This window comes from Alistipes sp., assembly GCF_048465635.1.
Lineage (GTDB): Bacteria > Bacteroidota > Bacteroidia > Bacteroidales > Rikenellaceae > Alistipes.
In genome coordinates this window covers 36,906-50,336 of sequence record NZ_DBFWLF010000017.1, presented here as the reverse complement: position 1 = coordinate 50,336, position 13,431 = coordinate 36,906, and the positions used below count along the sequence as shown (strand labels likewise).

General features: G+C 63.2%; 11 protein-coding genes. 10 read left to right on the top strand and 1 reads right to left on the bottom strand.

Features of this window, described 5'->3' with window-relative positions; translation table 11 throughout:
- The first annotated feature begins 181 nt into the window (after positions 1–181).
- The 6 genes from ACMO9O_RS06655 (at position 182) to ACMO9O_RS06630 (ending at position 8,314) form a co-directional block, all read left to right on the top strand.
- Positions 182–1,555, top strand: coding sequence for a sensor histidine kinase (locus ACMO9O_RS06655; protein ID WP_418983012.1), 1,374 nt, complete (start codon positions 182–184; stop codon positions 1,553–1,555).
- Positions 1,552–2,331 (top strand): LytR/AlgR family response regulator transcription factor, encoded by a 780-nt coding sequence (locus tag ACMO9O_RS06650; protein WP_418983011.1) that lies wholly within the window; start codon positions 1,552–1,554, stop codon positions 2,329–2,331. Before ACMO9O_RS06655 ends, ACMO9O_RS06650 begins: the two co-directional genes overlap by 4 nt.
- Positions 2,332–2,446: 115 nt before the next feature.
- Positions 2,447–3,241, top strand: a complete 795-nt coding sequence (locus ACMO9O_RS06645; protein ID WP_418983009.1) for a polysaccharide biosynthesis/export family protein — start codon at positions 2,447–2,449, stop codon at positions 3,239–3,241.
- Between the two features lie 9 nt (positions 3,242–3,250).
- The gene (locus ACMO9O_RS06640; protein WP_418983008.1) at positions 3,251–5,692 is read left to right on the top strand and encodes a GumC family protein; all 2,442 of its coding nucleotides are present in this window, start codon (positions 3,251–3,253) and stop codon (positions 5,690–5,692) included.
- 2 nt (positions 5,693–5,694) lie between these two features.
- Complete coding sequence (locus ACMO9O_RS06635; RefSeq protein WP_418983006.1) at positions 5,695–6,084, top strand: hypothetical protein; 390 nt, start codon at positions 5,695–5,697, stop codon at positions 6,082–6,084.
- A 568-nt stretch (positions 6,085–6,652) separates the two neighbouring features.
- Positions 6,653–8,314 carry a hypothetical protein gene (locus ACMO9O_RS06630; protein ID WP_418983005.1) on the top strand — a complete coding sequence of 554 codons (1,662 nt, stop codon included), beginning with the start codon at positions 6,653–6,655 and terminating at the stop codon, positions 8,312–8,314.
- Positions 8,315–8,390: 76 nt separating this feature from the next.
- Here the strand turns inward: ACMO9O_RS06630 and ACMO9O_RS06625 are convergent, their stop codons facing one another.
- Positions 8,391–9,302 (bottom strand): nucleotidyltransferase family protein, encoded by a 912-nt coding sequence (locus tag ACMO9O_RS06625; RefSeq protein ID WP_418983004.1) that lies wholly within the window; start codon positions 9,300–9,302, stop codon positions 8,391–8,393.
- A gap of 130 nt (positions 9,303–9,432) precedes the next feature.
- Between ACMO9O_RS06625 and ACMO9O_RS06620 the strand changes: the two genes are divergently transcribed.
- The 4 genes from ACMO9O_RS06620 to ACMO9O_RS06605 are packed head-to-tail and all read left to right on the top strand — an operon-like array spanning position 9,433 to position 13,425.
- On the top strand, positions 9,433–10,299 hold the full coding sequence (locus tag ACMO9O_RS06620; protein ID WP_418983003.1) for a murein hydrolase activator EnvC family protein: 867 nt from the start codon (positions 9,433–9,435) through the stop codon (positions 10,297–10,299).
- An 8-nt stretch (positions 10,300–10,307) separates the two neighbouring features.
- Positions 10,308–11,459: a 1-deoxy-D-xylulose-5-phosphate reductoisomerase gene (gene dxr / locus ACMO9O_RS06615; RefSeq protein WP_418983002.1), complete on the top strand. Its 1,152-nt coding sequence runs from the start codon at positions 10,308–10,310 to the stop codon at positions 11,457–11,459.
- A gap of 12 nt (positions 11,460–11,471) precedes the next feature.
- On the top strand, positions 11,472–12,788 hold the full coding sequence (gene rseP, locus ACMO9O_RS06610) for an RIP metalloprotease RseP (RefSeq protein WP_418983001.1): 1,317 nt from the start codon (positions 11,472–11,474) through the stop codon (positions 12,786–12,788).
- A gap of 7 nt (positions 12,789–12,795) precedes the next feature.
- Positions 12,796–13,425 (top strand): lactate utilization protein, encoded by a 630-nt coding sequence (locus tag ACMO9O_RS06605; RefSeq protein WP_418982999.1) that lies wholly within the window; start codon positions 12,796–12,798, stop codon positions 13,423–13,425.
- Positions 13,426–13,431 lie beyond the last annotated feature (6 nt).

Here is a 13,431-nt window from a genome sequence, read left to right as displayed (position 1 = left end):
AAAAAACCATCCGGAATACGCAATTTTCTTCCGACGAACGGTGCGATCGTCCGGACGAACGGTAAAACGAAAATGACGAAACGCCGCCCTCGCCGGACGTGCAGGGAGCGCAGGTGCAGAAAAATTTGGAAATACAGCAGAAAAACCCTATCTTTCATAGTTAAAAAGTGTAAAAACAGCCATGAAGCGCCTTTCGCTTGCGACCCCCGCCGTGATCCACCTCTTCGCCGCCGCACACGCCGCGGTGGCGGTCGTGAGCCGTCTGATCAACTACGTGGACGACGTGCCGCTGACGGTGCTGACCATCTCGCTGATCGTCATCATCTCCATCCGCCGCGGCCTGCAGGCCGAGATGGTTGCTGCCCTGACGCTGGCGGGCTGTTTCACCGGCTATCTGATCGGCAGCTACGGGGCGCGGCTGGTCGCGCTGGCGGTTCCCGACGCCACCGCGGCGGCGGCCATCACCACGGCGCTGGTCACCGAGCTGCTCGGCTGGAGCGTCTACGCCTTCGCCCGCCTGATCGGCAAGAAGCCCGACGACCGGATCCGCTGGTCGCCCTCGACGCTCCAGATCGTGGCGCTGGCCACGGCGATCCTCGTGCTGCGGCTGACCTACACGCTCATCTTCAACTCCTCCTACTTTGCGCGGGCCGGCGTTTTCCCCGAGTTCCAGCGCCTGCTGAGCAACACATTCGCCCTGATGGCGCTCTTGTGCGGCAACATCATCTTCGTCAGCCTCCGGCCCCGGCTGCTGGAGCGGCGCGAGCTGCGCAGCGCCGTGTCGATCCTCTTCATGGGGGCGTTCTCGGTCGTGATCACCCTGCTGGTCTACTACGATTTCCCGTGGGGCAACGGCCTGCGGTTCGACGCGCTGCTCTTCCTGCGGCTGCTGGTGGTGATTCTGCTCTTCGAAATCGTGGTCTACACGCTGCTCAAGCTGGTCAACTACGTCATCGCCTCCAGCGCCGAACTGCGCACCGAGCGCGGCAAGAAGCACCGGGCGCAGTTCCAATACAACAAACTCAAACTGCAGATCAACCCCCACTTCCTGTTCAACTCGCTCAACATCCTCGACTATCTGGTCCAGGAGCAGCAGACCGAACGGGCCAGCGCCTTCATCCGCAAGCTGGCCGGAACCTACCGCTACATGCTCAAGAACGAGGACGAGCCGCTGGTTCCCCTGCAGGAGGAGATCGAGTTCGCCCGCAAGTACATCGAACTGTTGCAGGAGCGCTTCGCCAGCGGCTTCTCCGTGCGGTTGGACATCCCGCCCGAGGCGCTCGCGCGCCACGTGGTCCCCTGCTGCCTGCAGCTGCTGATCGAGAACGCCACCAAGCACAATGTCGTCAGCCCCGAGCGGCCGCTGGAGGTGGAGATCCGCGCCCGCGAAGAGACGCTGACCGTAACCAACAACCTCCAGCCCCGCCTCAGCGCCCAGGCGTCGACCGGCATGGGGCTGCGCAACATCCGCCAGCAGTACCTCGACATTTCGGGCCGTCCGATCGAGGTCATCCGGACCAAAAACCAGTTCATCGTCAAACTCCCCCTCCTATGAAAACCTACCACGTACTGATCGTCGAGGACGAAATACCCGCACAGGCCAACCTCCAACGAGCCATCGAGCGCTCGTTCCCGGACCTTCACATCGCCGGCATCCAAAGCTCGGTGGCGGGGACCGCGGCCTGGCTGCGCGATCCGGACAACCGGGCCGACATCGTTTTCATGGACGTGGAGCTGTCCGACGGCATGTGTTTCGACATCTTCTCGCAGGTCGAAGTGCGCGGCAAAGTGGTCATCACCACCGCCTACGACAACTATGCGGTCAGGGCCTTCCGCGTGAACAGCATCGACTACCTGCTCAAACCCGTCGATCCCGAGGAGCTGCGGGCGGCCGTCGAGCGCTGCCGCGCCGCGCTGGAGAGCACCCCGGCGCTGCCCGCGTTCGACATCGAACGGCTGCGCAGCGCACTCACGGGCGGGGAGCGCGACTACAAGAAGCGTTTCGTGGTCAAACTGGGTGACCGGCTGGCGGTGATCGACACCGCGCAGGTGGCCTACTTCTACGCCGAAGACAAGAGCACCTATCTGGTCACCTCCGGGAACCGCCGCTACATCCTCGACGCATCGCTCGACACCATATCCGACGAGGTGGACCCCGCGCGTTTCTTCCGCATTTCGCGCAACTGCACGGTGGCCGTCGACGCCATCGCCGGCATTTCGAAGCACCTGAGCAACCGGCTCAAAGTGACCCTCGAACCCCGTCCCGACTTCGACGTGTTCGTCAGTCGTTCCCGAACGACCGATTTTATGAACTGGCTCGAGGGTAAATAGCGGCCGAAGCGCCTTGTAATTCCCCGAAATTATACTTACCTTTGCGCAAATAATCCGCTTGGATGCGCAACAGTCCAGGCATGACTTTTCCCGACAAAAACGCTTGTACATACCCATGAGACGTTTACACCCCTTCACCGCTGCCCTTGTGACCATCCTGCTGCTCGCATCGTGCTCGGCGCAAAAACGGGCCTGGTACATTCAGGACGCGCAGCCCTTCACCCCCGAACAGATCGTCCAGAACGGACAGATACGCATCAAGCCCCTCGACCGCATCACGGTGGTGGTCAGCAGCAAAACCCCCGAACTGGCCGTGCCGTTCAACGCCTGGTCGTCGTACAATTCTGTTTCGGGCACGCCGTCCCAGGCATCGGGACCGCAGTCCCTCCAGATCCTGACGGTGGACGAGAACGGGATGCTCGGCATGCCGCTGATCGGCCAGGTCGAAGCAGCCGGAAAGACCCGCGGCGAACTGGCCCGCGCCATCGCCGACAAAATCATCGCGGAGGGATACTTCAACGACCCGGCGGTCAACGTGGAGTTCGCCGATATGAAGATTTCGATCATCGGCGAGGTCACCCGCCCGGGGTACTACGACCTCACGCGCGACAAGATTTCGATCTTCGACGCCCTGGCCCTGGCCGGCGACATCACGGTCTTCGGCCTGCGCAACGAGGTGACCGTCACGCGCGAAGTGGACGGCGTGCGAACGGTCGAAGTGATCGACCTCACCTCCCGGGAGGCGTTCGACTCCCCGGCCTTCTACCTCCAGCAGAACGACGTGGTATACGTCAAGCCCAACAAGTACAAGGCGCAGACGGGCGAGATCAGCCAAAACCGCAACTTCTACCTCTCGCTGGCCGCCACCGCCATCTCGGTGGCCACGCTCATCGTCACCCTCACCAAATAAGCCGGAACCATGACCGAACAGTTCAACAACCAGCCGCTGATCGCGGACGACGGGCGGAACGAAAGCGTCATCACGCTCCACGACATACTCCGCATGGTGCTCGCCAACTGGCACTGGTTCGCGCTCTCGCTTGCCCTCTGCCTCGGTATGGCCTACTTCTACCTGGCCCGCACCCCGAAGATCTACCGCCGCACGGCCACCATCCTGGTCAAGGACAGCCGCAAGGGCGGCGACACGGAACTGCAGGCGTTCAACGATCTGGCCGGCTTCCAGAGCCGCCGCAACGTCGACAACGAAGTCTATATCCTCCAGTCGCGCCGGCTGATGACCGAGGTGGTCAAACGGCTGGGGCTGACCACGAACTATACGCTTCTGGGCCGGCTGCGCGACCGCAACCTCTACGGACAGTCGCCCGTGGAGGTGGATTTCATCGACGATGCGGAAGACCAGTGGCTCTCGCTGGAGCTTACGCCGCAGCAGGGCGATCGGGTCCTGCTGACCGACTTCAACGACGGGTTTATCGCCAAACAGGATCGCAGCGCCCGCATCACGGTTTCGTACGGCGACACGGTGCGCACCCCCGTCGGGCAGCTGGTCGTGCGCAAGACCTACTTCATGCACCCCTCCTACATCGGCAACCCGATCAGCATCTCCAAATCGACCCTTGCGGCCATGACCAGCGTCTACCGCAGCATGGTCCAGAGCGCCGTGGCCAACCAGCAGTCGTCGATCGTGAACATCACGATGAACCACCCCGTACCCAGGCTGGCCGAGGACGTCATCAACACGTTGGTCAAGGTCTACAACGAGGACGCCATCGACGACAAACGCCGCATCTCGGTCAATACCGCCGATTTCATCAAGGCGCGTCTGGAAATCATCGGCCGCGAACTGGGCGAGGTGGACCAGGGCATCGAACAGATCAAGAAAGACAACCAGCTGATCGACTTCGTGACGGAGGCCGGCCGCAGCACTTCTGAGAGTTCGCATTACAAGACCGAAAGCCTTTCGGTGGAGAACCAGCTGAGCGTGGCGGAGTTCATCCGCACCTACCTGAACGATCCGGCGAACGCAGGGGGGCTGATTCCGATGGTGGCCTCGGTCGCCAACCCGGCGATCACCACGCAGATCGACGAATACAATCAGACGATCCTCCAGCGTGAGAAACTGCTGGAGAACAGCTCCGAGCGCAGCCCCGTCATCCGCGAGATGGACAATATGCTGGCCGCCGTGCGCCGCTCGATCCTCTCGTCGCTCTCGTCGCATATCTCCACGCTCGAAATCCAGCGCGACGCACTGCGCCGCGAGGAGCAGGAGGCCAACCGCCGCATCTCCGACATGCCGGCGCAGGAGAAGGCGATCCTCGGCATCACGCGTCAGCAGAAGATCAAGGAGGAGTTGTTCCTCTACCTGTTGAACAAGCAGGAGGAGACGCAGCTCAACTACGCCGTGGCCGAGAGCAATTCGCGCATCATCGATACGGCCTACGGCAGCAACGCCCCCGTATCGTCCAAACCGGTCATGATCCTGGGCATCGCGCTGCTCGCCGGACTGGCCATCCCCTTCCTGCCGCTCTTCCTGATCGGCATGCTCGACACGACCATCCGCAACCGCAAGGACATCGAGGATCGCATCAGCGCCCCGTTCCTGGGCGACATCCCCGACGTGGAGGACAACGACACGCTGGTCCGCGAAACGGGCCGCGATCCCCTTTCGGAGGCGTTCCGCATGCTGCGTTCCAACATGACGTTCATGAACGTCTCGGCCGGCAAGGGCATCCGCACCATCCTCTTCACCTCGTCGGACCCCCATGCGGGCAAGACCTTCGTGGCCACCAACCTCGGCATCACGCTCGCCATGGCGGGCAAACGGGTGGTGATCGTCGATCTGGACCTGCGCCGCCACGCGTTCTCGACGCAGCAGGGACACGGCAAGACCACGACGGGCATCACAACCTACCTTTCGGGCATGGTCACCGACGTGGACAAGCTGATCCAGCCTACGGACCTGCATAAGAATCTCGACGCCATCTATGCCGGCGTACAGCCGCCCAATCCGACGGAAATGCTCCTCTCGGAGCGGCTCGACCGGCTCGTCGCCGAGCTGAACGCCCGCTACGACTACGTTTTCCTCGACAGCACCCCCGCCATGTCGGTGGCCGACGCGATCATCACCGACCGGCTGTCGGATCTCTGCATCTACATCGTGCGCGAAGGGGTCCTGGACCGCCGCCAGCTGCCCGACATCGAACGGCTCTACCGCGAAAAGAAGCTGCATAACATGTGTATCGTTCTGAACGGCACGCGCAATCGCCGCCGCGGATACGGGTATGGCTACGGATACGGGTACGGATATGGCTACGGATACGGGTACGAGGACGACGGCAAAGAGCTGGGCTACCGGCAGCGGCTAATCCGTTATTTCCGCCGGCTGAGCGGTAAAAAGCAGTAGCGATGGCCATTCACGACGCAACGATAGCCGTCGACTTCGACGGAACGGTCGTCACGCACGCCTACCCCGAGATCGGGGAGGATGCGGGAGCCGTGCCCGTGCTGCGCGAGCTGGCCGACAACGGCTGCCGGCTGATCCTGCTGACCATGCGCAGCGGACGGCTGCTGGAAAAGGCCGTCGAGTGGTTCCGCCTCAACGGGATTCCGCTCTATGCGGTCAATGCCAATCCGCAGCAGCAGGCGTGGACCTCCTCGCCCAAAGTGCATGCAGACCTCTATATCGACGACAGCGCGCTGGGCTGTCCCCTGCGGTTCATCGACGGGGTGAAACGCCCGGTCGCCGACTGGGTCCGCATCCGGGAACAACTCGTCCGCGAAGGGTTTCTCGACTGAGCGAGGGGGGGGGCGCCGCATATCCGGTCCTCCGGTCCCGGTCACGTCCCGAACTACAATCCGAGCTTCGGTTCGGGATGCACACCCGGCAACATTCCGCAGCCATCCGGGCCTCCGACCGGGCTGCACATCCGGCAACATTCCGCAGCCAGCCGGATCACGTTCCGGGCCATGACCTTGAACCGCCATCCGGGCCTCCGACCGGGCTGCACATCCGGCAGCACTTCGCGCGGCCAGCCGGGTCTCGATCCCGCTGCGCGCCGAACCGCACTGCGAAGGGACTGCAAAATGCCCCTGCAAGGGCCTCGGGAGGGCAATTCATAAAAACTTCGAAAAAAGCCGGTGCAATTCCGGCTTTTTAGTTACCTTTGCAGCCGAAAAACAATCTCATCCATATGCGCATACTGCAAAAGACGCAAGGGGGGGGGAACTTCGCTACCTCGCCCCTGACCTCGAAATCGTAGAGGTCGTTTCCGAACGAGGCTTCACGGCTACCGGCGAGGGGAATCTCCCCGACTTGGGCTACGACAACACCTGGCCCGAAGATTAACCCGAAAACCACGAAGCCATGAAAAACCGTCTTCTCCTTTTCGCTGCCCTCGCAGCACTGGCCCTCACCGCTTGCAGCGAAGGCCCGGCCGATGAACCCGCACAAACGTCCTCCGTTCCGGCCACCGAACCCATTTACATCACCGCCTCCATCCAGTCGGACGATCCGGCTGCGACGACCCCCGCCACGCGCATCGGCGCGGACGACGACGGAGTGTCGAACATCAAACTCACCTGGCAGGAGGGCGACGTACTGTGCGTAGTCAACTCGCTCGGCGCCTCGGCGACCGCCTGGAAATTCACCGCGATCCGCATCGGGGACGGTGGCAAGACCGCCGTCTTCGAATCGCCCGCCGGCTACACCGGAACCCCCGCCCTGGCCATGTGGCTGGGCGACTGGAGCGGCAGCGCATACAACTCCGACGGCATCAATCCGCGGCTGGAGATTTGCACCGCGGACCAGCTCATGCAGAAATTCTGGCTCTACGCCCCATACCGCGACGCGGAAACCAACTTCGTCTTCCGGCCCCTGCTGCCCCTCATGCGTTTCGACCTGACGCTGCCCGCCGGAGAGACGGCTATCCGTTCCCTGCACCTGATGGTGCAGGACGGCACGCCCGCACTCTATTCCACCGTGTCGTACAACCTTACGGGCGGGACGCCCGTACTGACCGCCGGCACGCAGACGGCCCTGTTTTACAGCGACGCGCTCGACGTTCCGCTGACCGACGGCCGCGCCGTGCTCTACCTGCCGATAGCCGCCACGGCCGAGCTGTCAGGCAAGAAGCTCGATATCGTCGTCAACAAGAAATACTACACCACGCAGACCTGCGGAACGCTCGCCGCCGGCAAGGTCGCCCCGATCCGCAAAACCGCCGAAAAGTGGTCCGACGCCGTCTATACGGGTGGCGTGGGGACCGAAGCGGCGCCCTACCTGATCTCGAACGAGACCAACCTGCGCGCGCTGGCAGCGGCCACCAACGCCGGAAATACCTACGAGGGCAAGACGTTCAGGCTGGAAAACGACTTTTCGATCAGCGCCCCGGAAAGCGATCCGTGGATTCCGGTCGGATACGATGCGGTAAAGAATTCACCCGTGTTCAAGGGCAACGTCGACGGCAACGGAAAGACCATCGACGGCGGAACGTTCTACCTCTCCCCCTCTTTGGTCTCTTTCGCCGGACTGTTCGGCCAAATCTCGGGAAATGTTTCCGACCTCACGTTCCGGGCCGATATCGTCGACACCAATACCGCGGTCTCCGTATTCGGTGCGGTCGTCGGCGGACAGTTTAGCGAAACCAGCCGCATTACGAACTGCCACCACATCGGCACGATCCGAATCGTCCGGACCGCTACGAATATGTCGGGCTGTGGCGGGTTAGTCGGTCGGGTCGACGGGGTCCTCGAGAATTGCAGCCACACGGGCGATATCGAAACGGACAACGTGACTTATATCGGAGGAATCAACGCGACGTCCAACGGCACGCTCCACCTCTGCACGGTTTCCGACTGCACGATCCGCGCGACCTATGCCGGCGACGCAACGATCGGTGCGCTGTCGGGACTCGGAAATCCGTACTCCTGCTCGACGTTCACCAACGTGACCCTCTACCGCAACGGGGTCGAGTCCCCCATCACGGCCACAGGCAGCGGAAGCGTGGAGCAGTGCACAGAGCATTAGCCTTTCCGCCTCCCCCTTACGACAACGGGCTGTTTCTCGGTGAGAAACAGCCCGTTGTCGTAGCGGCATGCACGCCTTATTTCCAGAGGTCGCGCGGATATTTGCCCTCGGCGATCATCCGTGAGATGGCGGCTGTCAGCGTGGGTTTGTCCTCCTTGTAGGTCACGCCGAACCACTGGGCCGGAGAGTGCAGCACGCGCAGGGAGACCGTGCCGTCGTTGATGAGCTTGTTGACCATCGTCGGCATGTAGCACTCGGCCTTAAGGTTGTCGCGGTTGACGGCGAACCACTCCCGGAAGAACGCCTCCGAATAGTCGAAGTAGTCGGGCGTGAAGCCGAAAAGGTTCATCGAAACGGGCGTATCGGGCGCAAGCTCCTCGTCGTCGCCGTTGTCGTGGAAGACGATCCGCCCGTCGGCGAGCCGCTCGATCTGCGTGCGCTCGACCATCCCGGCCAGGTTGCCGTCGGCGCCGACCGTGCAGACGCCGCGCGAGACCGTGCCGTTTTCCGAAAGAGTCTTGCCCAACTCGTAGGCCACCATGCAGTAGCGGTCGCGCGAGCCGCCGAGCGCGGAGAGGTGTTCGCCGATGGTCCGATAAGCCTCCGCGCCGTAGAAGTCGTCGGCGTTGATGACCGCGAACGGTTCGCGGATCGCGCGCGCGGCCATCATCACGGCATGGTTCGTGCCCCACGGCTTGACACGCCCTTCGGGAACCGCACACCCCTCGGGCAGGCTGTCGAGCTCCTGATAGACGTATTCCACCGCGATGCGGCCGCCGAAGCGTTCGGCGTTGAACAGCTCGCGGAACTCCTCGCCGAAGAACTCGCGGATGACGAATACCACCTTGCCGAAACCGGCGCGGATGGCGTCGTAGACCGAATAGTCGATGATGGCCTCGTTGTTGGGGCCGACACCGTCCATCTGCTTCAGGGAGCCGTAGCGCGAGCCCATGCCCGCGGCCAGGACGAGTAATGTGGGTTTTACCATACTTTTTATCCGTTTTTAACGTTGCATCGTAAATGTTCACAAAGGTAAAAAATTCGGTCTTATCCGCAAAGGATTTCTGCGAATTTGGCTATCTTTGTTCCTTGAAACGCTTCGATACCGACCCCGAAAGATGGACTATCCGAAAAAAATACGCGCCTGGTGGCGCAACCTCTTCCGCAAGCGCCGTTTCAACATGCTCAACGCGACGGATAACAGCGAAGAGTGGCACATGCACCTCTCCCCGGCGAGCATCCTGGCGGCGCTGGTGGCTTTCGTGCTCATGCTTTTCATCCTGACGCTCACGCTGATGGCCTACACGCCCGTGCTGGAGTTCCTGCCCGGCTACCGCACCGAGGCGGACCGTTCGCGCGAAAGCCTCGTGCAGAACATCCTGCGGCTGGATTCGATGGAGCGCATGATGAACGACATGATGACCTACAACGAGAATATCGCCCTGATCATGGAGGGCCGCACGCCCGTCGCGCGGACGCTCGCCGGATCGGACAGCGCACGCACGAGCAAGATGCTGGTAATGCCCTCGCGCGAGGATTCGCTGCTGCGCGCCCAGATGGAGGGCGACGGGGAGTACGCCCTGCGGGGCCGCGCGGGTTCGCGGCGGCAGGTGCGCGAAGCGATGGAGCTGGTGACGCCCGCCGAGGGGATCATCACCGAGGGCTTCGACATCGGCGAGGGGCGCTTCGGGGTCCGCATCGCCGCGGCCGCGGGCGACCGCATCACGGCCATCGACAACGGCACGGTGATCCAGAGCCTATGGACGCCCGATAACGGCTGCATCATCGTCGTGCAGCACCCCGGCAACCTCGTCTCGGTCTACAAGAACCTCTCGCAATCGCTCGTGGCGGCCGGACAGGCCGTCCGCAGCGGCGAGCAGATCGGCTACAACGCCCAGACCGGACCCGACGAGGCGCGCCTCTTCGAATTCGAACTTTGGAACAACGGCAAACCCGTGGACCCCGAGGGGTATATCGTCTTCTGAGCAGCGGCATGAAACAGTCACTCGTCCTACTGGGTTCCACCGGGTCGATCGGCGTGCAGACGCTCGACGTGGTCCGCGAAAATCCCGACCGTTTCGAAGTCCGCGCCCTCACGGCCCACCGCAACTGGGAGCTGCTGGCGGCGCAGGCGCGCGAGTTCGATGCCGATGCGGCGGTCATCGCCGACAAAAGCCTCTACCCCCGGCTGCGCGACGCGCTGGCCGACACCGACGTGAAGGTCTATGCGGGCGAAGAGGCCGTGGCGCAGGTCGCCGCGGCGGGCGACACGCAGGTGGCCGTCAACGCGCTGGTCGGCTACGCCGGGCTTGCGCCCACCGTCGCCGCGTTATCCGCGGGCAAGAAGCTCGCGCTGGCCAACAAGGAGTCGCTGGTCGTGGGCGGAGAGTACGTCATGCGGCTCGCCGCCGAAAAGCGTGCTCCCATCCTGCCGATCGACTCGGAACATTCGGCCATCTTCCAATGCCTCGTGGGCGAGCGGTCGCCCGTAAGGCGGCTGATCGTTACGTGCAGCGGCGGCGCGCTGCGCGACCTGGACCGCGAACAGCTGGCGCACGTGAGCGTCGAACAGGCCCTCCGCCACCCCCAGTGGGCGATGGGCGCGAAGATTACGATCGACTCCTCGACGTTGGTCAACAAAGGGTTCGAGGTGATCGAGGCGCACTGGCTCTTCGGCGTTCCCGCCGAGCGGATCGCGGTCATCCTCCACCCGCAGTCGATCGTCCACTCGATGGTCGAATTCGAGGACGGGGCGATCAAAGCACAACTGGGCACGCCCGACATGCGCATGCCGATCAGCTATGCGCTCTTCTTCCCGGAGCGGGCGCACCGCCCCGGCGAGCGGTTCGACTTTACGGCGCACCCCACGCTCAGCTTCGCGGAGGTCGACCGGGAAAAGTACCCGGCGCTGGACATCGCCTACGACTGCCTCCGCCGCGGCGGCACGGCAGCCTGCACGATGAACGGCGCCAACGAGGTGGCCGTGGCGGCCTTCCTCGCGGGCCGCTGTGCCTGGCTGGACATCGTGCGCACCATCGCCCATGCGCTCGGGCATGCCTCGTTCACCGCAGCGCCCACGCTGGCGGACTACGCCGCCGCGAACGACGAAGCGCGGCGTCTGGCCGCCGAATTTCTCAATCTGTAATCAGGCAACTACATGGATATAGTCATCAAAATCGTTCAGTTCTTCCTCTGCTTCACCATCCTCATCGGCATTCACGAGCTGGGGCACTTCTTCATGGCGCGCGTCTTCAAAATCCGCGTCGAAAAGTTCTACATCTTCTTCGATCCGTGGTTCTCGCTCTTCAAGTTCCGGCGCGGGAACACCGAGTACGGGATCGGCTGGCTGCCGTTGGGCGGCTACGTCAAGATCGCCGGCATGATCGACGAATCGATGGACAAGGAGCAGATGCGCCAGCCCGCCAAGCCCGACGAATTTCGGTCGAAACCGGCCTGGCAGCGCTTTTTGGTGATGATCGCCGGGGTGGTGATGAACGTCGTGCTGGCCGTGGTGATCTACTGCGGCATCTGCTACACGTGGGGCGACACCTATTTCTCGAACGAGGAGGCCCGCTGGGGCTACAATTTCAACGAAGCGGGCCACCGGCTCGGTTTTCAGGACGGCGACCGGATCGTAAGCATCGACGGGCAAGGAGTGGACGACCTCAACAAGTTCGTCAATGCGCTTATCATCACCGAGGGCGACCGCCGCGTGACGGTCGACCGCGGCGGCCGGGAGGTAGAACTGACGCTCCCGATGGAGGAGCTGATCGCCGTGCGCCGCGACAAGGGGTACGAAGGATTGCTCACGCTGCGCTTTCCGTTCCTGATCGACAGCGTGACCGCTCCGTCCGCCGCGGCCCTTCGCGCGGGCGACGAGGTGGTGGGCATCGACAACCTGCGCGACGCGCAGCTGCCAGAGTACCAGGAGTACCTCAAATCGCGGGCGGGGGATACGGCGCTCGTGACCGTTCTGCGTGCGGACGAACGGCTCCGGCTGGAGGTTCCCGTCTCGGAACAGGGGCATCTGGGGGTCATCGCCGTCGCCGCACCCTACACGCTCCACACGCGCGACTACACCTTCTGGGAGGCGATCCCCGCCGGCATCCGCAAGACGGGCAGCGTGATCTCTTCCTACTGGGAGCAGCTCAAGATGATCGTGCAGCCCAAAACCAAGCTCTACGAGGAGGTGGGCGGCTTCATCGCCATCGGCAGCATCTTCCCCTCGGAGTGGGACTGGCAGGACTTCTGGATGAAAACCGCCTTCCTGTCGATCATCCTCGCGGTGATGAACCTGCTGCCTATCCCCGGTCTCGACGGCGGCCACGCCCTGTTCACCTTCTGGGAGATGGTCACGCGCCGCAAGGTGAGCGACCGCGTGCTCGAAGGGGCGCAGTACGTCGGGCTGATTATCATTCTCTTCCTGCTGCTCTACGCCAACGGCAACGATGTCTACCGCTTCTTCATCAAATAACCCCGCCATGGACTCCCGGATAACGACCTGCGCCGAGGCGCTCCGTCGCCACGGATTCGCCGTCGAAACGGTGGCCGGCCCGGCCGAGGCGGCCGACGTGATCCGCGCCGTCGTCGAGACCGAACGGCCGGAGCTGGTTTCGTTCGGCGACTCGCTGACCCTACGCGCCACGAGTGCGCTGGAGTGGCTGCGCACAGACGGCCGCTTCCGCTTTCTGGATGGCTTCGACGCTGCGATGCCGCGGCCCGAGCGGCTGGAGATTCGCCGGCAGGCGCTGCTGTCGGACCTTTTTCTGACGGGTATCAACGCAGTGACGTGCGAGGGGACGCTCCACTGGCTCGACATGGTGGGCAACCGCATCGCCCCGGTGGTTTTCGGACCGCGCAAGGTGATTCTCGTCGCGGGGCGCAACAAGATCGTCGCGGACCGCGCCGAGGCGGAGGAGCGCATCCGCCGCATCGCCGCACCGCAGAACGTCGCCCGCCACAGAGGGTTCCGCACCCCGTGCGCCGTGACGGGCATCTGCTCCGACTGCAACTCGCCCGACCGCATCTGCAACACCCGCATGGAGATGCTGCGCTGCCACCCCGCCGGGCGTGTGACGGTCATCCTGATCGACGGGGAACTGGGTCTTTAAACGATT